This window comes from Streptomyces akebiae (assembly GCF_019599145.1).
Classification (GTDB): domain Bacteria; phylum Actinomycetota; class Actinomycetes; order Streptomycetales; family Streptomycetaceae; genus Streptomyces; species Streptomyces akebiae.
Map to the genome: position 1 here is coordinate 7,074,286 of NZ_CP080647.1, position 19,390 is coordinate 7,093,675.

Here is a 19,390-nt window from a genome sequence, read left to right on the forward strand (position 1 = left end):
CTTGCTCGGGTGTTCCCGCCGTGCCACCGGGGCGTTCGGAAGCCCTGGTGGACCGTTGGTCCGTGCCGGAGGCAGTGCCGCCGGCTGCGTTGGTGGTCTCGCCCTGGACGACCTGGGATGCCGCGTCTGCCTGGGTCTCGTCGTTCTTCATGGCACGGGCCTCGGCTTTGAGGATGCGGGCGGACTTGCCTGCGGAGCGGGCGAGGTCGGGGAGCTTCTTGGCGGCGAGGACGGCTATGACGACGATGAGGATGACGGCGACTTCGCTCAGTCCGAACATGCGGATCCCTGTCTTCTGCGTACGACCCGGACCGGTACGGCCCGAGCCGGCTGGGGGCTGCCGGGTGGGGGCTGCCGGGTGGCGGGGATGCCCTGGTCTACAGGCGGGTGGAGATGGACGGCAGCAGGTCCTGGAAGGTGCGGCCGGTGGCGGGTTCGCCGATGTGGCCTTCATCTGCCGGCCGCCGCCGGTGCGGTGGTCTTCGACGGCGCGGCCAACAAGCTTCTGCGCAAGGTGGGCATCGAGCCCGTCGAGGAGTTGCACCACGGCGCCACCCTGGAGGAACTCGGGCACCTGATCGGCGAGTCGCACGAGCAGGGGCAGTACCCAAGGACACGGCCGACCTGCTCGACCACGTCCTGGAGTTCTCCGGTCGGACACTGGACGAGGTGATGGTCCCGCGTGCGGACGCCGTCTTCGTCCGTAGGGACGCCTCGGCCGCCGAGGCGGTCGAGCTGATCGCCAAGCACGGCCACTCCAACTACCCGGTCCTCGGTGACCACCCCGACGACGTCGCGGGCGTCCTGGGCGTGCGCGAGCTGACCCATCTGCCCGCCGACGGCTTCGCCGCCGCCACGGCGGGTGCGCTCGCCCGGCGCCCACTGCTGCTGCCGGACACTCTGCCCCTGCCCGACGCGGTCGACCGGATGCGCGAGCGGGACGACGAGTTCGGGGTCGTCCTCGACGAGCACAGCGGCGTCGCGGGAATTGTGACCTACGAGGACATCGCCGAGGAACTGGTGGGCGACATCGCCGATGAAACCGACACCGTGACCGAGATCGCCGTCGCCGACGGTGGCGGCTGGCTGGTGGACGCCGGGCGCCGCCTGGACGAGGTGGCCGAAGCCACCGGCATCGAGCTGCCCGGGGACGACGACTACGACACGATGGCCGGCCTGATCGTGGACCGTCTCGGCCGCTTCCCGGCCATGGGCGACCGGCTGACCCTGGACATGCCCGACGGCGGCCGCGCGGTCATCGACGCACGCACCCTCGACCGGCATGTACCGGACCGGGTCCGCCTTGAGCGGCTGCCCGTGCGTGAGCGCGAGGAGGAACGGAGTCGGAGGCAGGCGAGGACGAACCTCGGCCTGCTCAGCGGCACTGCCATCGTTCTACGCCGCGGTCAGCGTCGCAAAGACCACGACATTTCCCTGGTAGCCGGTTTCTTCGGCGTATGGACCCCCACAGGTGATGACGCGCAGTTCGGGCCGGTGGGAACTGCCGTAGACCTTCTCGTCCGGAAACGCCTTCTTGTCGTAGAGCTCCACAGCGTCGACCGTGAAGACGGCTGTCCGCCGGTCTGACCTGATGATCTCGATGGTGTCGCCCTTGGCTAGTTCTCCGAGGCGGTGGAAGACTCCGGGGCCTTGCGGCGTGTCCACGTGTCCCGCAGTGACGGCTGTGCCGACTGAGCCAGGAGGTGTACCGGCTCCATACCACCCGGCAAAGCCGGGCATATTGGCCGATGGTGGGCGCAGTGCTCCTGTGTCGTTGAGGCTCAGTTCCGTCATTGGGGCATTCACGCCGATGGCGGGAATTCGCAGCCGGACTGGAGCCGACGGGGGCAGGGGCGGCACAGAGGGATACCGGGTCGAGGCGGTGCTGCTGTTCCCGGGTGGCGCGGAGGAGGAGAAGGACTGCGCGGCCGAAGGTTGCGGAGGCCGTTCGCCTCGGAGCGCCGTGATCACCAGCACCATGCCCGCCAGTAGAGCGTAGGCGAGAAATTTGGCGGACGGGGTGGACGAGGGGGAAGGGCCGCAGGGCTTGTACCTCGATTCCATCGCTGTGGAGCCTCCGCTTCGCGATGATCCCCCCAGCCCCCGGACACGGGCATGGGAGCTGGGCCGGCAGGGCAGAGCGTCAAACGCGGGCACCGGTCGGGGAGCGGCGCATCTTGATCACGCCGCCGGCGGCGGCTCCGGCGAGCAGCACCGTGCCGAGGGCAAGTTGCGTGCCCTTGTCGTTCGCCGCCCCGAAACCAGCGTCGATCGCGCCGCTGGGGTTGCCGGCGCCGACCCAGTATGTGCCCGTGATCTTGACGCGCGGCGGGCACTTCAGGGTGACGGTGTAACCGCCGGCCTCGGTGCCGCCCGGGACCTTGAATTCGCCGGTCAGTACACCCTCCCGGTCGCCTGGAAGGAGGTGAAACTTGCCTCCTGCCTCAGACTCGCCCTTCCCATAGGTCTCCGAGCCACAGGCTCTGGTGCTGACTGTGACGGTGGAGCCTGGGGCGGCGTGGCGCGGGCTGATGTGCATATTCGGATCACCGGTGGGGCCGTTCGCGGCTGCCGCGGCCGGGCTCGAGAGGCCGACAGTACCGAGAACGAAACCGATGCCGATGCCGGCGCCTGCCCACTTGATACGCATGAAGTTCCTCCGAGAAGCAGTGGCCGGCCGGAGTGCGCGGCGTCTTGTTGTGCTCCGCTCATGAGGAAACCGACGGACCGTCAGGGCTGCAACCCACATACGGACAGATGGGCCATCCGGCCAGGCCCAGCGGCCGCACTCCTTTGATCATTTATGCAGGTGAGCGCTCCTGAGGGTGATTTCGGAAGAAAGCACCGCACGGGCGACGAAGGGGCTGGTGTCCCTTCGGGGTGATCTTGAAAAAGCGCAGGACGCCCTGTGGCTGCCTCTGCCGTCATACATCCTCCTGCGCGGCGCGTGACCGTGAAGCCCCCTGGGACGCTGATATGACCTCATCCCGCGAGGCCAAGGTCTCGCCCGTTTCCTCGGCCGACGAGAAGCTTGCGCGGCGGGAGGAGCAGAACGCGTCGTCGCCGAGGATGTCGTCGGCTGGGTCCCGGGGCGACCGATGTGAGTGGACCGCCGCCCGTGTCTGGGCGAAGCTGCACCGCCTCGTCCTCGACGAGCTGGGTTCGCGCGGAGATCTGGACTGGCCGCGCTGCGCGATCGACTCCGTGAACATGCGGGCCCTGAAAAGGGGGACCTGACAGGTCCGAATCCTGTCGACCGGGGCAAGAAGGGCTCGAAGATCCACTTGATCACCGAGCGGACCGGTTTACCCCTCTCGATCGGGATCTCCGGCGCGAACCTGCACGACAGCCAGGCACTTGAGTCGCTCGTACGCGGCATCCCGCCGATCCGATCGCGGCGCGGCCCTCGCAGACGACGGCCCGCCAAGCTGCACGCGGACAAGGGCTACGACTACGTGAGGAGAAGACTCATGACGACGAGTGAGGTTGTCATAGCAGCGAGGCTGAGGTGGCCAAGGAGCGCGGCCACAGCCTGCACCTCGCGCCGCGACCTCCTTCAAGGAGGAACGGAAGCCAAGTTGTTGGCCGAAGCCTGAGCTGCCGGAGCCCCAGCCCTCCAACTGATCCTGCGATGAGGAGGCTTGGCTTGATAGAGCGACGGAATGATGTGTGACCTGCGAAAACAGCCGGTGAAACTCTGTTCCCGGCGCCAGGGGCGTGAGCCTCTTCGCACTGGAATGGAAATCCGCTGCGGACGGGTTCGAAACCCACCTCCGAGCTGGCGTAATCGCCCGACAGGGTGGTGTGCTTGGCCCGTCCGGGACGGTGTCGGGACGCAGTTGGGACGCAAGGATGGGAACAGAACGGCAAAGGCTGAGTAGCGGAGACATAGTGCACCCCGTCTGACCAGCAAAAACGTCACGAACAGGCACTGATCGTCAAGGACCGCCAAGATCCTCAAAGGACTCATAATCCGTCGGCCGTGGGTTCGAGTCCCACCCGCCCCACTTGTGCAGGTCTCTGACCTGCGGAAACACTCATTTTGGGCTGTTGGATCGTCAACTTTGCCTGAACGGACTGAATCCGCTGCTCGCGAGTTTGGAGACCGCTGGCGCTCGGGGGAGCTCCAACCCCTCTGACCTGCGGCGAAGTAGGTTCTTGTGGTTGTCGCTCGCCGTCCGGGCGACTGCCCTGAGGCTCGATACCAAGGTCCAGGGACCGGACAGGGACCGGGACGGCGCAGCCGTGTCCAGTCCGACGGTGTCTCCACGCCGACACGCTGTCCCATTTGCGGGTTGCTGGGCACGGGTTGTTGTCCCCAGCGCGGCAGTCGAGTACCGGGCCGACAGCGGAGGCAGTGCAGATACCGGCACGGCGGGTGCGTGGGCGCGGGGAGGGCGACGTCGGCTGTTCATTGTGCCGTGGAGACACTGTCGCCTTCGTGTCGCTCGATCAGTGATGTCGTCCAGGGATGTCGGCGGCCTGCGTGTCGATAGTGCACCTGGTGTTCAGTGGCGGCAGGTGGCCGCTGAGAGAGCGTCCTGGCGATGGCCGATGGATCTGGAAACGGCCCGAAGAGGAAACGGCCCGATTGGATACTCGGCCCTCTTGCGTGGAGGCCTGCGGTTCGACTGGTCGGGCCGGTGGGCCGGTCACCAGCAGGCCTTGTTCAACTTGGGGTGGTGAGCGCCCTGCTGGGAGTTGGCGTGCTCGGGATCATCGCCGCGCCGGCCGACTGGCCGGTCACTTCACCCGTCCCCGCCACCGCGAAGTCGGCAACCGTTGCCTGGCTGTCAGCGGTTGGCAGAACGCCTTTCACCGCCTCGCCCGCTGCTACGAGCGGCGCACCACCGCTTCGACCTAGCCGAAACGATCATCACTGTGCGTAGCATGATCCGCCAAGCGTGGACCGCCTACCGCTGGGACGCACGCCCCGACGCCAGCCCTGACCAGCCGCCTGTCTGCGCATCCTCCAAGACGCTGCACGTGGCGCCGGATGCGCTACGGCGTTCCGGTCAGGCGTAGGCGGGTGCGGGACGGCGCCGACGGGGGCAGTGCGGCAATGACCTCGGCGAGGGAGGTCGCGGCGAGGCTGCGCCGCCAGGCTTCGTGGGCTTCGTCCATCTTCTCGGCGAGGATGCAGGGGCTCTGGCACTCCTCGGCGGGCAGTGCTCCCCGTCCCTGCTGGCGGATCTCGCGGCACTCGTACGGCGAGGACGCACCGTCGACTGCCTCGACGATCTGCAGGAGCGTGATCTCGGAAGCAGGGCGGGCCAGTCGGAACCCGCCGCGCGGGCCCGTCGTTGCGGCCAGCACGCCCGCCTTGACCAGCGCCTGCAGCTGCTTGGCGAGATAGGCCGCCGGCAGGTCGAAGTGCTGGGCGAGCTGTGCCGCCGATGCGGTGGTCCCTGTCTCGAGCTGCGCCAGCGACGTGGCGCAGTGCAACAGCCATTCCGTACTCGCAGGCAGCTTCATACCCCTGATCTTATCCAAGGCATTGCGGATCGATTTAGTCCGAGATAGCGTCCGGTGGCAGCACGAGAGACAGAGGAGAGACACCATGCGAATCGCCGTTGCCGGAGCGACCGGGAACATCGGGGCCCTCACCGTCGCCGCCCTGGAACAGGCCGGACACCACGTCGTGCGTATCAGCCGCTCACTCGGCGTGGACTTGACCACCGGCGACGGCCTCGACGCCGCCCTGGCTGGCGTCGAGGCCGTCGTGGACGCCACGAGCTGCACGGCGACCGACAGGGACGAAGCGGTGGCGTACTTCGGCGTCACCACCCGGAACCTGCTCACCGCCGAGAAATGGGCTGGTGTCCGCCACCATGTGCTGCTCTCGATCGCCGGCATCGAGCGCGTCGAAGGCAACGCCCACTACGCCGGCAAGCGCGAACAGGAGCGCCTCGTGACCGAGGGTCCGGTGCAGTGGACGATCGTTCCGGCCACCCAGTTCCACGACTTCGCCGCGATGGTGACGAACTGGACCGAGCAAGACGGCGCCGCCGCCATCGCGCCACTGCTCGTCCAGCCGATCGCACCCGCGGACGTGGCCGACATCCTGGCCGAGATAGCCACGGCCGCACCGCAGGGGCGTTACCGCGAGGTCGCCGGTCCCGAGCCGCAGGACCTGGTGGACATGGCCCGGCGCACCAACGACGCGCGCGGCCGCGCGGTCAAGCTCGTGCCGACGTGGTCATCGCTGTTCGGCCCGGCGATGGCCGGTGACGTACTGCTGCCCCGTACGGGTGCCCGCATCGCGCCGACCACGTTCGACGAGTGGCTCGCAAAGCAGCAAATAGCGTCGGCAGAGCCTGAAAGACAGCTGGGCTATCGGTGAAGGTGCGGCGTCGTCGACGGCATCTGGCCATGATGACAGCGTAGGCACAGGTCTCCCCAATGATCACAGAGCGTCGCAACTCCATGATCACGGAACCTCTGCCTGTCCTGTCTACCCGCTGGTCCCTGCTGGCCGCCTATCTGCGCGACCTCTTAAGTACGACGGGGCGGAGGGGGTGGAGCACCGGCGGCGTGGACTGGATCTAGCGCGTTACCACGGCACGCGGCGCACCGCGGGCTTTCCCGGGATTCTCGCGTGACCCGCCGTCCGCCTGGGAATGCTCGTCTAGCACGGCGAGAGACTTCTCTCCGCTCCGCGGCCCGCTTCCGTCGCGGCGCCCGTCCGGCGCGGAACACGGACACAGGGGGATCACGTGGGGAACCTTGGGCTTGCCGAGACCATCGCCGCCTTGCGGGAGGAACTGGCCGAAGCCGTCGCCGCCGGCTCGGACGCGGACCTCCGCTTCGGTGTCGGCGAGGTGCAACTGGAGCTGAGCGTCGGGGTCACACTCCACGTGACGGGTACGGGCCGCGCCAAGTTCTGGGTGCTGGAACTCGGCGGTGACGGTCAGTACCGCAGGGAGGAGATCCAGCGGGTCTTGATCACGCTGGAGGCGCCGACCGACCGTACGGGACAGCCGGTGCGCGTCACGCGTGACTCCCTCGCCAAGCCCTGACCCGGACACCCTGGACGTCCGAGGTGACCGCCTTCATCGAACGCGCGGTGGAAGTGCTCCGCAGACGCCGGACGAGCCCCTGGAGCGTGGGCTCCGGGTGCCTTGTCGGCGGCCGGCTGGTCCTGACCGCCGCACACAACGTCCTCACCGACGGCTCTGTGGACGACGTGATCAGCGTACGGCGCGGGGACCGGTTCGAACTGGACGCGGAGGTCCTCGCCGCAGACCCAACACAGGACCTCGCTGTCCTGCGGGTCGCCGACCACTCTTCCCTCACGGACATTCCCGCCGTCCGGTACGCCCGGATTGACCGCCGACGGACCGCGTTGGTCGAGTGCTGGGCTGTGGGCTACCCAGGCTGGAACGAGCACCCGCAGTCTGGCACCGACGGCCCCCTGCGCGACAGCTCCCAGATCAATGGAGTCATCCCACCGGGCTCCCATCTGCGGCGCGGCCTGCTGGAGTTCCGGACCCAGTCGACGCCCGAAGGAACACCCGGCAGGAACGGCTCACAATGGCGCGGCATGTCCGGGGCGGTGGTGTTCAGTGACGACCCCCAGCTGGGCGCATTGGCCGTGGGCGTCATCAGCGAGCACCACCTCCCCGAGGGGGCGTCCACCCTGACCGTGGTGCCCCTGACGGGACTGATCGAGCTGGGGCGTGGGACACCGTGGTGGTGGGACCTGCAGGCGGACAACTGGGTCGCCTTGCCACGCATGCCCGCCGGCGCCCTGCCGCGCACCACCCGGCACATGAACCTGGGCAGGGCCCGCGCCCACTTCACCGATCGCGAGCGGGCCATCGTGAGGGCGACCGGCCTGCTCGTCGATCCACTCGAGGACAGCGCCCCGGTGGTGGTCCTCCACGGCATGGCGGGCGTCGGCAAGACCGAACTCGCCACCCAGATTGCCCACCGCCTGGCGCCCACCTTCTGGCACGCCCGCATCCGGATCGACCTCGGCGGCGAGGGCTTCGACGTGTCGACCGAGGCGGCCATGATCGAGCTCCTGCAGGCGTTCGGGCAGTCCGGCGACAGCCTTCCCCCCGACGCGCGGGCGCGGCGGCAGCAGCTCCAGGATCATCTGCGAGCCGGTCCGAGTCTCCTCGTCCTCGACAACGTGGCCGACGCGGCCCGCGTCGTCCCCCTGCTGCCCGCGGCACCGGGTAGCGCCGCGATCCTCACCAGCCGCTCGGCCCTGCCCTCCGTCCAGGGCGCGGACCGGGTGGAGGTCGAACCGCTGCCCGACACGGAGGCGCTGCGGCTGTTCGAACGCACCATTGGCGCCGAGCGCGTCGCACGCGAGCGCGTCGCCGCGGACACCATCGTTACCCTCCTGAGAGGACTGCCCCTGGCCATCTGCATCACCGGAGGGAACCTCATCGCCCCCTCCCAGCGCAGACAGCCACTGAGCAAGCACGCCGGACTGCTCGCCGACGAACGGCGACGCATCTCGCAGCTGGAGGGCCAACTGGACGGCGAGGACATCGGAGTACGCAGCAGCTTCGAGATCAGCTACCGGGCACTGCGCGAGGAAACCCGTCGGCTGTTCCGGTATCTCGGCCTGCTCGCCGGAGCCGACTTCGTGCCCGGGCTGGCCGCGCGCTGCGCCGGCATCGGGGAGGAGAAGGCCGGACGTCTCCTCGGCGAGCTCGCCGACCGACAGCTGGTCGAGGTGGACGGCCCCACCGGCGAGCGCCACCGGCTGCACGACCTGTTGCGCCTGTACGCCCGGGAGCACGCCGAGCGCACCGAAACGGAGGCCGAGCGGGACGAGGCCCTCCGGCGCTCCCTGGACTGGTACGCGACCCGGCTGGACACCTGGATGAGCCGCCCGGGAGCCCACGAGAACCTGCCCGCTGAGACGATCGACTGGTTCGCCGAGGAACACCTCAACGTCCAGGCCAATATCCGCCGTGCGTATGAGAAGCCGTTGTCTTTCCGGGTGTGATCGTTGAGTTTCCGCTGTTCAGGCATGGTTTCGATGTCGTTGCGGGAGAGTTCGGGCGTTCAGTTCGTGCTCGGCGATGCGGAGGTGACCGGTGACGTCGGTGATGGGGCTTTTGGAGGAGCGGGAGGCGGCTGCCCGGGTGCGGGTGGAGGGGCTTCAGGCGGAGGCGGAGCGGGTTCTTGCCGAACTCGGCGATGCGCAGGTGGTGTTGGAACGCCGGGTGATTGCGCTGGCGGAGCTGGCCGAGGCCCTGGCCGCTCCGGACGGACCAGCCGAGGTGCCCGTTCCCGGCCCGCGCGAGGAGGCGGTGGCGAAGGACAAGGTTCCGGTCGCGGGTTCGATCGTGCCGCGGTGGCACCGGGGAGTGACGGTGGAGGCGCTCTCTGCGGACTACCGGCGGATCGTGGAGCTGGTGGAATCCATGCCGGGCGACGGTGAAGGGATCTCGGCGAAGGAACTCGCGGGCAGGCTGGAACTGCCGCTGGTGCCGGCGAAGATCGAGGGAGTGCGCTCTCGGGCGAGGCGTCTGGCCGGGCGGGGCTGGCTGACCGTGTTGCCCTCGGGACGGTTCACGCCGCGGCAGCCCACCCTGGCCGTTCCCGGTCCGGGTGACGAGCCGGGCGGGCGAGGCGGCGGCTGAGGAGCATGACCTGCGAGAAGTAGATGAACGCCTCGCTGGACGCGGGCAGCGTCTCGAAGTCCCGCACCAGACGACGCGAATGCATCAGCCACCCCAGCGTGCGCTCTACTACCCACCGTCTCGGAAGTACCACGAACCCGGTCATGTCGTCGCTGCGTTTGACGATCTGCACGGTGAGCTGCAGTTTCTCCTTCGTCCAGGTGACCACGCGGCCCGCGTAGCCGCCGTCGGCCCACACCAGGCCGACCTTCGGGAACCGGGTCCGCAGCAAGGGCAGCATGCCGCGGGCGGCCTGCCGGTCGGTGATGTTCCCGGCTGTCACCAGCACCATCAGCAGCAGGCCGAGACTGTCCGTGATGACGTGCCGGCGCCTCCCGTTGATCTTCTTCCCGCCGTCGTAACCGCGTGAGACGGCGGGCACCGAGGCGGCGCCCTTGACGGACTGCGAGTCGATGATGGCCGCGGTCGGCTCCACCTTGCGGCCCTCGGCGACGCGGACCTTGCCACGCAGCCGGTCGTGCAGCTCCTTGACCAGGCCGTTCGCGCACCATCTGCGGAAGAACGCGTACACGCGGTCCCAGGCGGGAAAATCCACCGGCATGGAGCGCCACTTGATCCCGTTGTCGGTGACGTAGAAGACAGCATCCAGCATCACGCGGTGGCAATAGCCCTCCGGCTGACCGCCCCGGCCCTCCAGCCAGGCCGGAACCGGCATCGCCTCGCGCACCACGGCCCACTGCACGTCCGTCATGTCCGACGGATACCGCCGCACCCGCTCCGGCCGGTCGGCCGCGTTCCCGAACCTGTGCGCGAGACAATCACACGACGACACGCGGGAGTTGGACGCGACCGGGTACATCACGCAAGACTGGAACAACAGGGCCTCCCTGCACTCGAGTTGGCTTCGCAACCCTCGTGCTGCACCGGAGGTCCTGCTTTCATGCCCCCACCCGGCCAAGATCACCCGGCCAGGGATCCCGTTCGATCAGAACCGCCCCCATGATCGATAGGAATACGGCTTCTGAGAGTCACGAGTGGGAGCTGCTGCTGCGTCTGGTGGAGCCGCTGTACGGGCTCCTCTTCTACCGCAGCCAGTGGGAGGACATGGAAGCGGTCAAGGCCATGGCGGTCGAGGCGGCCCGAGCACGGCACGACGAGTCCGCCGAACTGGGGTCGCTCATCCACCTCGCCGAGGCGCGGCGCATCCTGGGGCGCAGCGAGGAGACGACCGGGCTGTACGAGCGCGCGCTGGAGATCGCCCGTGCGCGGGGCGACGAGGGCAAGGAGGGCTGGATCCTGACCCACTTCGGCGACCTCCAGTGCGACCTGGAGCGTCCCGACGACGCACTGCGCCGGTACGCCGAGGCCCGGGCCATCTACCGGCAGAGGGGCGACAAGGGCGCCGAGATCTGGCTCTCCGCCCACATGGCCGACGCGTACCGGCAGCTCGACCGGCTGGAGGACGCGGCACGCGTTTTGACGGACGCCTTGGAGGAGAGCGGACGACGGGGCGACTCCGCCGAGATCGTGTGGTGCCAGTGGCATCTGGCCCTGGTGTACGACCAAATGGGCCGGTGCGCCGAGGCAGAGGAGACCCTCGCGCCGGCCACCGAGTTCCACCGGCACCGCGGCGACCAGGCAGGGCTGGCGACGATGCTGACCATCCTGGGAGACATCCACCTGCACGCCAGTCGGCCTGCCCTCGCCCGGGAGGCGTATGGCGAGGCGTTGGAGCTGGTCCGCTCCCTCGACATCCCGCGGCGGGTGGCGGAACTCGAGGAGGCCCTCCAGAATGCCTCCGGCTGAGCCGGCCTCTAAGCTCCGCTTTTATCCCTGACGGCTATCCGGTCGTCTTGTCGCTGGATGGTGGGGTGCAGGTGCCTTGGGGGCGACTTGGCCGGGGTGCCCGCTGCCGCCTGGACGGAGTGAAATCGTCGACGAACACGATCGGGTGTAAGGCGATTTGGGGCGAGTGGCTTCTCCCAGGGCAGCCGGTGATCAGCTACCAGGGGCCGGGCAAGGCGAAGTTGGGTGTAGGACACGATGACCTGCCAGGTCCAGCGGTCCGCCTGCTCGGGGGTGTCGGGCTGCTGCGGCTGGCTCCGCCCGGTGTAGAGGGGCCGAGCCTCTGCGCGTGGGAAGGGGAATCCGCTGCGCCATGGTTCCACCGCGTCCGCTGAGCTGGAGCGACGCCGAGGATTCCGTATCGGGCAGGTCTCTCAAGGAGCGGCAGGGACCACGGAGGGACCGCACGGACAGGAACCAACCGACAAGGACCGCGCAAGGCTGACAGAGATGCAAGCGCCTCCTGCAAGAACGGCGTGGATCGGCATAGATAGGCAAGGACCGCCAAGATCCCCAAAGGACTCATAATCCGTCGGCCGTGGGTTCGAGTCCCACCCGCCCCACCATGCGCTACGCGGGCAGACGTCAGTGACCAGCGGAAACGTCAAGGCCCTCGCTTTTGCGGGGGCCTTTTTGCGTCCTCCAAGATCGCTAGCTCGCCCGATGCTCGCCCGAAGTGGGAACCCGCCACGTCCACGGTCCAGCCGCCCAGTTCGGGCGCGGCCCGGCGGGCGCAGAAGGCGAGAGGGCCTCCGGCTGTGTGCCAGGGGCCCTCTCGCGTATGGCAGTTACTGTCGCGGTTATGGCGACTGGTCGGCGCTGAGCCGCCGAAGAACGTCCGGCGTATCGACATCGACGACCTGACCGCCCTCGTTGCGCCACTCGGCGTGAACCCGAACGCCCTGCTGCTCCCCCACCAGGGTCCGGAGCTACGACCGGGCGCCAGGCAGCCGGGCAGTGCACTTCGAGGACTCCGGAGGCCGCGGGTCGCCCGTCGGGTCGCCGTGACGAATCATTTCGGCGGCGGGCTGTCAGGAGCCCCGTGTCAGGGGCGTGCGCCCACCATGCTGGCGCAGAGGTTGATCAGGTCGGGGAGGGTGCAGATTCTCTGTCGCTGCTGAGGGGCTGCGTGGTGTGCGGCGGCTCGCTGGGCGCGGGTGGCGCCGGTGCGGGCGGTGCGGGCGGCTTCGTCGCGCCCGGAGGTGTGGGCGCCGGCGCGGACGGTTCGCCTGGGGTGCTGGTCCCGGGGCGGTCCTGGCCGCCGTGTCCGCTGTCGCCCTTGTGGTCATCTTCTCGGTGACGTCGGCCGGGCGGGGAAGCGCGAGATGGGCGCCGGAGGGGCGGTGCCTGTCAATTCCGATGAGACACGTCAGGCTGCGGGTTCTTCCTGATGCTCCTCCTTGGCGGGTTGGTTGATCCAGGCCGCCTTGGGGAGGCGGGGTGGTGTCGGTCTTCGGCGGAATCGGTGCGGGTTGGTGGCGTAGGCGTCGGCCAGGACGTCGGCCCGCCGGGCTCGGATCGTCGTGGCGGTGCCGTCGTGGACGGATGCGGGCGTGTGCAGTCCGATGCCGGAGTGCCGGTGGACGTTGTTGTAGTAGGTGAAGAACCGCTGGCAGAAGGCTCGGGCGTCGGCCAGTGAGCCGAACCGGTCGGGGAAGACCGGGCCGTACTTCAGGGGCTTGAAGTTCGCCTCGCTATAGGGGTTGTCGTTCGACATGCGTGGCCGTGAGTGCGAGCGGACGATGTTCAGGTCAACGAGCAGCTGGGCGACCGGCTTGGAGGTCATCGAGGTGCCCCGGTCGGCGTGGACCACGTCCGGGACGACGCTGCCGTTGGCGCGGAAGGCGTCTTCGATGAACTCCTTGGCCAGTGCGGCCGATTCGCGCGGCACGACGAGCCAGTGGACCGCTTTGCGGGAGTAGATGTCGAGCATCACGAACAGGTCATAGTACATCCCGCGGTCCGGGCCTTTGAGCTTGGTGGCGTCCCAGGTCCACACCTGACTCGGGCCGGTGGCCACCAGCTCGGGCCTGGCCCGGGACGGGTGAGTGGCCTGCGCGCGGCGCTCGCGGACCTCACCGTGCTCGCGTAGCAACCGGTACATCGTGGAGACCGAGCACAGGTAGGTGCCCTCGTCCAGCAAGGTTGCCCAGATCTGCGCCGGCGACTTGTCCACGAACCGCTGCGAGCGCAGCACGCCAAGGACCCGGGCCTGTTCCAGCTCGGACAGGGCCGCCGGATGCGCCGATCGCGGGCGCCGCGGCCCGGCCACGCGGGGTTTGGGGCTGCGCTGCCGGTAGATGGTGGCCCGCGAGCGGCCGGTCAGCTCGCACGCCGGCTTGATCCCGACGACCGGCTCTAGGGCGGCGAACGCCTCGGTGATCACTTCGTCCGCTTGGACTCGGAGTCCTCGTTCCCGGAGAGCAGTTCCAAGAGCTCGTGTGCTTTTCCCAGGATGGCCAGCGCCCTCTGGGACTTGGCCAGCTCGGCGGTCAGCTTCTCGTTCTCCGCCCGCAGCCGCTCGGCCTCCTTCTCCGCCGAGCTCTTGCCCGTCGGCCCGGAGGTCCTGGCGGCCAGCTTCTCGTTCTCCGCCCGCAGCCGCTCGGCCTCCTTCTCCGCCGAGCTCTTGCCCGTCGGCCCGGAGGTCCTGGCGGCCAGCGCATCCAGCGCGCCGGCATCCCGGGCGGACCGCTAGTCGATGATGTGCGAGTGGTACAGCCCCTCCCGGCGCAGCAGAGCGCCTTTCGCTCCGGGCTCGGTCAGCCGCTCGTACTCCTCCACGATCCGCAGCTTGTACTCCGCAGTGAAGGAACGACGCTTCGGCCCGCCAGCGCGGGGACCGCGCTTCTTCCTGCCCACGACCTCATCATCGGCCATACCGGCCTCAAGGTCAGCATTGCTCAGCGTCACGTTCGAAAGATCCTGTTCTCGCCCTACTCGCAACAGAAGACTCGATTGTCCTCATGTCTCACGAGAGTCTGACAGGGAGGGGGCGCCGTCATTCCCTCGGGCCGCTGTGTCGGGCGTGGCGTCCGTGCGGTGGTCGGCGGGTGTGCTCGGCTCTGGGTCCTGGGCGTTGCCGTCAGTGCCGGGGAGCGTCAACGATGTGCCAGGCTCAGCGAGGGGCCGTGGCGCTGCCTGGCCGGTGTTGGCGTAGTAGGCAGCAGCGCTGCCCGCGACGGTTTCTATAACAGTCGGCGCATCCAGAAATGCTCGGCTACCTCAGCCCCGTCGAGTTTGAGGAGAGGCACTACGCCGAGCGGGCAACGACCGAACGAACGGACCTGAGACTGTCAACGGCCATTTCGTTCGGTTCTGATCCACTTTTTGTGGGGCGGTTGCGGAGGGTTACGGTCTTCAGCCGGCGAGGAGTATCCGCAGGCGGAGGAGGTCGAATCCGGCGCGGCCGTATCCGTCCCTCTTGATCCGTTTCGCTCTGTTGACGTTGCCTTCGACCTTGCCCGAGTTCCATTCCAAGGTGAGGCCGGCGGTGACGGCGTCGAAGTCCTGGCGGAGGCCGCGGGCCAGGCTCTGCAGCGGCTTCATCCCAGTGTCCTCGGCGCAGGAGAGCCAGCTCTCCAGGTCGCCGCCTCGGCGGGCGGTCATCATGACGGCAAAAGAGCGGACGCACGCGGCGACCGCGTCCAGTTCGGGGCAGCGGGACAGGAGCTTCTTGAGCTTGAGCGTGCCGTTCTCCTCCAGGTGGTCGGGGTGCGAGGTGATCAGCCAGGTGGCCGTGCGGACCGTCAGTGCCTTGGGTCTGGCGGGTGTGGGCCTGCCGCTGGCCCGGATCTCCTGCAGGTGCCGGCGCACGGTCCGCTTGCTGCCGGTGAAGCCGAGTTCGACGATCTCCGCGTGGAGCCGCGCCGCGTCCGTGCAGCCCTCGTTCCAGCGCCGGTGGAGGTAGGGCGAGTAGGCGTGGACCTGGCCGTAGCGGCGTGATCCGGTGCCCAGCGACGCCTCCTCGGGCGTGGCTGCGTGTGCGTCGCGGCGTACCGTCTTGCGGTCCAGTCCGAGAGCCTTGGAGATCGCCTGGATTGGGACTCCCTTGTCGTAGAGGTCGTGCACGGCGGTGTGGCGCTCGCGGCGCCGGATCACACGCATCCCGTCCGGCCGCCCCGACACCTCCTGCTCGACAGCGGCCTCAGCAGGCGCGTCCTCGGTAGGATCGGCGAGGCAACTGCGGTGCGTGGCAACGCACTTCTCGACGGCTTCGCACAGGTTCTTCCACAAAAGGAAGCGGTCCGCGACCTGGATCGCGTCGGGGCAGGCGGTGCGTACGGCCTCGGCGTAGGCACTGGCCCTATCCCGGCAGACGATCTCCGCTCCGGGATGTGCGCGCAGCCACGCGGTGAGGGTCTCCGCGGTGCGGTCGGGCAGGACGTCGACGCGCTCTCCGCTCTCCATGTCCAAAATGATCGTTCCGTAGACGTGCCCTTTCTTCAGGGCGAAATCATCGACGCCCAGCACACGGGGCGCGGCGCCGATGTGTTTGTCCGGAAGCCTGCGTACCAGTCTGAGTAGCGAGTTCGCACTCGTCGGGATGGACAGATGCGCGGCCAGCCGGGCGCCAGGACGCCCGGCGAGCGCCAGCGCGATCTTCTCCAGCGAGCGGCGCAGGAGCGGCGTGCGCCGCGCGAACCGCTCGGTGAGCCCGTCCACCTGCTCGACGAACGTGCGGCGACCGCACGCAGCCGCCGGGCAGAGAAACCGCCGCACCAGCAGGTCGATCACGACCTGCCGTCCGGCCGCCGAGAGGTCGGCAAGGCGCCGCCGATAGCCACCATGGAGACGGCCGGACACGGTGCCACAGTCCGGACATGCCGCCTCGGGCGTCGCCGTCCGCGCCGTGAGGGCTACCCCGCCGCCATCCGCTCTGACCTCGTCCACCACCACAGAGGACAGATGAGAGAACGCCATGGCGAACGTCGAGAACACGCTGCAATCACACGAACGGCCATCCTTCCAGCCGGTTGTGACGCCGTGTCACCGCCTCACAAAAAGTGGATCAGAACCGCTTGCCATGGCCGCCGTCATGAGACCTCGTCAGCCCGCCCTGAAAACAGCTGATCAGCACCTTCCATACGTTGGGGGAGCCTCTGTGGACGATCGACTTGCCCGGCATCTGGGAGGTCACGTGGACTACGGGCCGCAGGTGCGGCGGGTGCAGATGGTGCACGGAGTGCCGACGGTCGATAACACAGTGAGCCACAGGAGCAGGTGGCACCCGGCCGTGCGCGGCTGGCTGCCGACCTCCCGCTCGCGGTCCACTTGTAGGAAGTGGGCGATGGTGTGCTCACCGCGATCCGACTGCGCCGAGCGTGCGCTCGCACTGGTCGATCAGCACCGCATCACGAAAGTCCTCCCGATGCCAGTGCCAGTGCGGTGCCGAGTTCGCGCGCGGAGCGGCGCGGGGTGTCACAGGGCAGCGGACCTTCGGTGTTCCACGTACCAGGCGTACGCTTCGGCGATTCCCTCCCGCAGGCCGATACACGGGGCCCATCCCAGAGTGGTGATCCGGGAGACGTCAAGGACCTTGCGTGGAGTGCCGTCCGGCTGGGCCGCGTCCCACTCGATGGCCCCCTGGTAGCCGACGACCTCTGCCACCAGCTCGGCGGCCTCCCGGATCGTCAGGTCCGTGCCGGTGCCGACATTCACCGATCCGTCCGCGTCGTAGTGCTCCAGCAGGTACAGGCATGCCCGGGCCAGATCATCCACGTGCAGGAACTCCCGGCGAGGTGTTCCGGTACCCCAGTTCACCACTCGCTGTGCCCCTGCCGTTCGGGCCTCGTGGAAGCGCCGGATCAGCGATGCCAGGACATGGGAGTGCTCGGGATGAAAGTTGTCGCCGGGGCCGTAAAGGTTGGTCGGCATGGCGGAAATCCAGGGGAGACCGTGCTGCCGCCGCACCGCCTGCACGTGCAGGAGCCCGGCGATCTTGGCGATGGCGTAGGCGTCGTTGGTCGGCTCCAATGCACCGGTCAGCAGCGCCTCCTCTCGAATGGGCTGGTCGGCGAATTTCGGATAGACGCAGCTGGAGCCCAGGAACAGCAGCTGCTCCACCCCCTGTTCCAGGGCCGCGTCCAGCACGTTGACCTGGATACGCAGGTTGTCGGAGAGGAACTCCGTGGGACGGGTGGCATTTGCTTTGATCCCGCCCACCCGTGCGGCGGCCAGCACCACCACATCCGGCCGGGTGGCCGCGAACCAGTCGAGGACGGCACGGCGCTCGCGCAGGTCCAGTTGGGCGGAGCCGGGTCCGACCACGTCGGTGAAGCCCTCCCGCTCCAGATGCCGGCACACCGCGGAACCGACGAGTCCACGGCTTCCGGCCACGAATACGCGCGCGGAGCGGTCGAGGGGGCGGTGAATGTACCCGCACGGTGCTGAGGCTGGGGAGCTCACCGCTGAGCGCTCCGGTCGGCGGTCATGGAGTGAGGCTCGCCGTCGAGTGCCTCCTGCGTGCCCGTGGCCCGGGCATCCTGCTCTCCGCCTGGAGTCGGCAGGGCCGGAGCGCCACCGGCGGGCGGCATGTGCCCGCTGCCGCGTCGTTTGGAGAATAGGCCGGCTGTCCGGTGCTGCGGCCGGTATTCGTACGCATAGCCATATGTGCTGCCCTCCTCCTTCGACGACGTCATGTTCAGGACCGTACCGAGCACGGAAGCACCGACCTGCTGCAGTGTGCGAAGGGCTGCGCCGACCTGGTCGCGGCTGGTGCGTGAAGCCCGCACCACCACCAGGTAGCCGTCCACGACGGTGGCGATCGCGGACGCGTCCGCCACCGGCAGCACCGGCGGGGTGTCCACCACGACATGGTCGAACTTGTCGGCGAGGCTGCGCAGCACGCTCCTCAACTGGTCGCTGCCCAGCAGCTCGGTGGGATTGGGCGGCACCGAGCCACTGGTCAGCACCGAGAAGGAGCCCACGGACTGCAGCACTTGGTGCACCTCGGCTTGGCCGATCAGCACGGTGGTCAACCCGGCGTCCCGCACCAGCCCCAGGACGCGGGCAGTGGAAGGCCGGCGCAGGTCGGCGTCGACCAGGCACACCGAGGCACCGGTCTCGGCCAGCGCCGCAGCCAGGTTGATCGCGACACTGGTCTTCCCCTCACGAGGCAGCGGGCTGGTTACCGCGATCACCTTCGGCGGCTGGTCCACGTCCACGAACCGCAGACTGGTGCGCAGCCGCCGGAAGCCCTCGGCGCGCAGTCCGTGCAAGTCGTCGAGCAATGCCACGGGATGGCGGGTGGTCCGCGGGTCGTGCGCGACGCTCCCGAGCACGGGAGGGCCGCCGAACCCGGCCAGGAGCTCGGTGAGACTCTGAAGACTGCGTACCGAGCGATCCATCGACTCCCTGGCCACGGCGAAACCGGCCCCGAGGGCCAGCCCGGCCATCAGCCCGATGGCGAGGTTCACCGCCGGGCGCGGGGAAAAGGGCACGGAGGGCACGGAGGCCGGTTGGGTGATGCTCAGCCGCACCGGGGACGTCCTCGCGTCGTCCGGGCGCTCAAGGCCGCGGACCACCTCGGCGAAGCGCTCGGCCACAGCGTTGCTGATGCGCGCAGCCCGCTCCGGCCGGGTGTCCGTGACGGTGAGCCGGAGCAGCACCGTGTCGGGCTGCGCGGTCGCACTGATGCGACGGCTCAGCTGACTAGGCGTCATGTCGAGACCCAGTGTCTCCACGACGTGCCGGGACACCATAGGGCTCGCCGCCACCTCCGCGTACGACCGGACCCGAGCCTGGGTGAAGACATTTCCCTGCGCGAGCTGGAGGGTGTCGGACCCCTCCCGCACGGACACGAAGAGCTTCGCAGTGGCCCGGTACTCGGGGTTCGCCGTGTAGGTGATGAGCGCACCGACCGCCGTTCCGAGCAGGGCCAGCACGGTGATGGCACGCCAGCGGCGAGAGAGGACTCGTAGGTAGTCGCGCAGGTCCAA

General features: G+C 68.7%; 15 protein-coding genes and 5 pseudogenes. 9 read left to right on the forward strand and 11 right to left on the reverse strand.

Going from position 1 to position 19,390, the window contains the following annotated elements; translation table 11 throughout:
* Nucleotides 1–94: 94 nt before the first annotated feature.
* A pseudogene (locus K1J60_RS30600) lies at nucleotides 95–280 on the reverse strand (twin-arginine translocase TatA/TatE family subunit); the annotation flags it as partial.
* Nucleotides 281–478: 198 nt separating this feature from the next.
* Between K1J60_RS30600 and K1J60_RS30605 the strand changes: the two are divergent.
* A pseudogene (locus tag K1J60_RS30605) lies at nucleotides 479–1,335 on the forward strand (transporter associated domain-containing protein); the annotation flags it as partial.
* Nucleotides 1,336–1,395: 60 nt separating this feature from the next.
* Here K1J60_RS30605 and K1J60_RS30610 read toward each other — a convergent pair.
* Nucleotides 1,396–1,980 (reverse strand): class F sortase, encoded by a 585-nt coding sequence (locus tag K1J60_RS30610; RefSeq protein WP_220649029.1) that lies wholly within the window; start codon nucleotides 1,978–1,980, stop codon nucleotides 1,396–1,398.
* A 163-nt stretch (nucleotides 1,981–2,143) separates the two neighbouring features.
* On the reverse strand, nucleotides 2,144–2,650 hold the full coding sequence (locus K1J60_RS30615; protein WP_220649030.1) for a sortase: 507 nt from the start codon (nucleotides 2,648–2,650) through the stop codon (nucleotides 2,144–2,146).
* A 452-nt stretch (nucleotides 2,651–3,102) separates the two neighbouring features.
* Here K1J60_RS30615 and K1J60_RS30620 point away from each other — a divergent pair.
* Together K1J60_RS30620 and K1J60_RS46165 are read left to right on the forward strand one after the other, a co-directional pair.
* Nucleotides 3,103–3,455, forward strand: a pseudogene (locus K1J60_RS30620) (transposase); the annotation flags it as partial.
* A gap of 1,346 nt (nucleotides 3,456–4,801) precedes the next feature.
* Nucleotides 4,802–4,947, forward strand: a pseudogene (locus K1J60_RS46165) (IS5/IS1182 family transposase); the annotation flags it as partial.
* A 54-nt stretch (nucleotides 4,948–5,001) separates the two neighbouring features.
* On the opposite strand, the gene K1J60_RS30625 reads toward K1J60_RS46165, so the two are convergent.
* Entirely contained in the window at nucleotides 5,002–5,475 is a 474-nt protein-coding gene (locus tag K1J60_RS30625; protein WP_220649031.1) for an RrF2 family transcriptional regulator, read from the reverse strand.
* A gap of 85 nt (nucleotides 5,476–5,560) precedes the next feature.
* On the opposite strand from K1J60_RS30625, the gene K1J60_RS30630 reads away from it, so the two are divergent.
* From K1J60_RS30630 to K1J60_RS30645, 4 genes are all read left to right on the forward strand, one after another.
* Complete coding sequence (locus K1J60_RS30630) at nucleotides 5,561–6,343, forward strand: SDR family oxidoreductase (RefSeq protein ID WP_220649032.1); 783 nt, start codon at nucleotides 5,561–5,563, stop codon at nucleotides 6,341–6,343.
* A 373-nt stretch (nucleotides 6,344–6,716) separates the two neighbouring features.
* Nucleotides 6,717–7,019, forward strand: coding sequence for a trypco2 family protein (locus K1J60_RS30635; RefSeq protein WP_220649033.1), 303 nt, complete (start codon nucleotides 6,717–6,719; stop codon nucleotides 7,017–7,019).
* Nucleotides 7,020–7,042: 23 nt separating this feature from the next.
* Nucleotides 7,043–8,968, forward strand: coding sequence for an NB-ARC domain-containing protein (locus K1J60_RS30640; protein ID WP_220649034.1), 1,926 nt, complete (start codon nucleotides 7,043–7,045; stop codon nucleotides 8,966–8,968).
* Nucleotides 8,969–9,059: 91 nt separating this feature from the next.
* A complete protein-coding gene (locus K1J60_RS30645) occupies nucleotides 9,060–9,608 on the forward strand; it encodes a hypothetical protein (RefSeq protein ID WP_220649035.1) in 549 nt (182 codons plus the stop codon).
* Here K1J60_RS30645 and K1J60_RS30650 read toward each other — a convergent pair.
* Nucleotides 9,538–10,359, reverse strand: a complete 822-nt coding sequence (locus K1J60_RS30650; protein ID WP_220652013.1) for an IS5 family transposase — start codon at nucleotides 10,357–10,359, stop codon at nucleotides 9,538–9,540. The genes K1J60_RS30645 and K1J60_RS30650 overlap by 71 nt on opposite strands.
* Before the next feature lie 248 nt (nucleotides 10,360–10,607).
* Between K1J60_RS30650 and K1J60_RS30655 the strand changes: the two genes are divergently transcribed.
* Nucleotides 10,608–11,414: a tetratricopeptide repeat protein gene (locus K1J60_RS30655; protein WP_220649036.1), complete on the forward strand. Its 807-nt coding sequence runs from the start codon at nucleotides 10,608–10,610 to the stop codon at nucleotides 11,412–11,414.
* Nucleotides 11,415–11,494: 80 nt separating this feature from the next.
* Here the strand turns inward: K1J60_RS30655 and K1J60_RS46170 are convergent.
* A pseudogene (locus tag K1J60_RS46170) lies at nucleotides 11,495–11,689 on the reverse strand (NF041680 family putative transposase); the annotation flags it as partial.
* A 1,133-nt stretch (nucleotides 11,690–12,822) separates the two neighbouring features.
* A complete protein-coding gene (locus K1J60_RS30660; RefSeq protein ID WP_220649037.1) occupies nucleotides 12,823–13,839 on the reverse strand; it encodes a DDE-type integrase/transposase/recombinase in 1,017 nt (338 codons plus the stop codon).
* Nucleotides 13,840–13,908: 69 nt separating this feature from the next.
* Between K1J60_RS30660 and K1J60_RS47430 the strand changes: the two genes are divergently transcribed.
* The gene (locus tag K1J60_RS47430; protein WP_220649038.1) at nucleotides 13,909–14,148 is read left to right on the forward strand and encodes a hypothetical protein; all 240 of its coding nucleotides are present in this window, start codon (nucleotides 13,909–13,911) and stop codon (nucleotides 14,146–14,148) included.
* Here K1J60_RS47430 and K1J60_RS47435 read toward each other — a convergent pair.
* The 4 genes from K1J60_RS47435 to K1J60_RS30685 all read right to left on the reverse strand — a co-directional run bounded on the left by K1J60_RS47435 (nucleotide 14,145) and on the right by K1J60_RS30685 (nucleotide 19,390).
* Nucleotides 14,145–14,330 carry a hypothetical protein gene (locus K1J60_RS47435; protein ID WP_220649039.1) on the reverse strand — a complete coding sequence of 62 codons (186 nt, stop codon included), beginning with the start codon at nucleotides 14,328–14,330 and terminating at the stop codon, nucleotides 14,145–14,147. The genes K1J60_RS47430 and K1J60_RS47435 overlap by 4 nt on opposite strands.
* Before the next feature lie 480 nt (nucleotides 14,331–14,810).
* The gene (locus K1J60_RS30675) at nucleotides 14,811–16,373 is read right to left on the reverse strand and encodes an ISL3 family transposase (RefSeq protein ID WP_220651771.1); all 1,563 of its coding nucleotides are present in this window, start codon (nucleotides 16,371–16,373) and stop codon (nucleotides 14,811–14,813) included.
* Nucleotides 16,374–16,871: 498 nt separating this feature from the next.
* Complete coding sequence (locus tag K1J60_RS30680; RefSeq protein ID WP_220649040.1) at nucleotides 16,872–17,858, reverse strand: GDP-L-fucose synthase family protein; 987 nt, start codon at nucleotides 17,856–17,858, stop codon at nucleotides 16,872–16,874.
* Complete coding sequence (locus K1J60_RS30685; protein ID WP_259407988.1) at nucleotides 17,855–19,390, reverse strand: polysaccharide biosynthesis tyrosine autokinase; 1,536 nt, start codon at nucleotides 19,388–19,390, stop codon at nucleotides 17,855–17,857. The genes K1J60_RS30680 and K1J60_RS30685 overlap by 4 nt, the downstream gene beginning before the upstream one ends.

Coding starts and splice junctions, on each gene's coding strand:
- K1J60_RS30655 (WP_220649036.1), top strand. CDS start 10,608: ATGATCGATAGGAATACGGCTTCTGAGAGTCACGAGTGGGAGCTGCTG.
- K1J60_RS47430 (WP_220649038.1), top strand. CDS start 13,909: ATGGCCAGCGCCCTCTGGGACTTGGCCAGCTCGGCGGTCAGCTTCTCG.
- K1J60_RS30630 (WP_220649032.1), top strand. CDS start 5,561: ATGCGAATCGCCGTTGCCGGAGCGACCGGGAACATCGGGGCCCTCACC.
- K1J60_RS30615 (WP_220649030.1), bottom strand. CDS start 2,650: ATGCGTATCAAGTGGGCAGGCGCCGGCATCGGCATCGGTTTCGTTCTC.
- K1J60_RS30610 (WP_220649029.1), bottom strand. CDS start 1,980: ATGGTGCTGGTGATCACGGCGCTCCGAGGCGAACGGCCTCCGCAACCT.
- K1J60_RS30650 (WP_220652013.1), bottom strand. CDS start 10,359: ATGACGGACGTGCAGTGGGCCGTGGTGCGCGAGGCGATGCCGGTTCCG.
- K1J60_RS30675 (WP_220651771.1), bottom strand. CDS start 16,373: ATGGCGTTCTCTCATCTGTCCTCTGTGGTGGTGGACGAGGTCAGAGCG.
- K1J60_RS30625 (WP_220649031.1), bottom strand. CDS start 5,475: ATGAAGCTGCCTGCGAGTACGGAATGGCTGTTGCACTGCGCCACGTCG.
- K1J60_RS47435 (WP_220649039.1), bottom strand. CDS start 14,330: ATGGCCGATGATGAGGTCGTGGGCAGGAAGAAGCGCGGTCCCCGCGCT.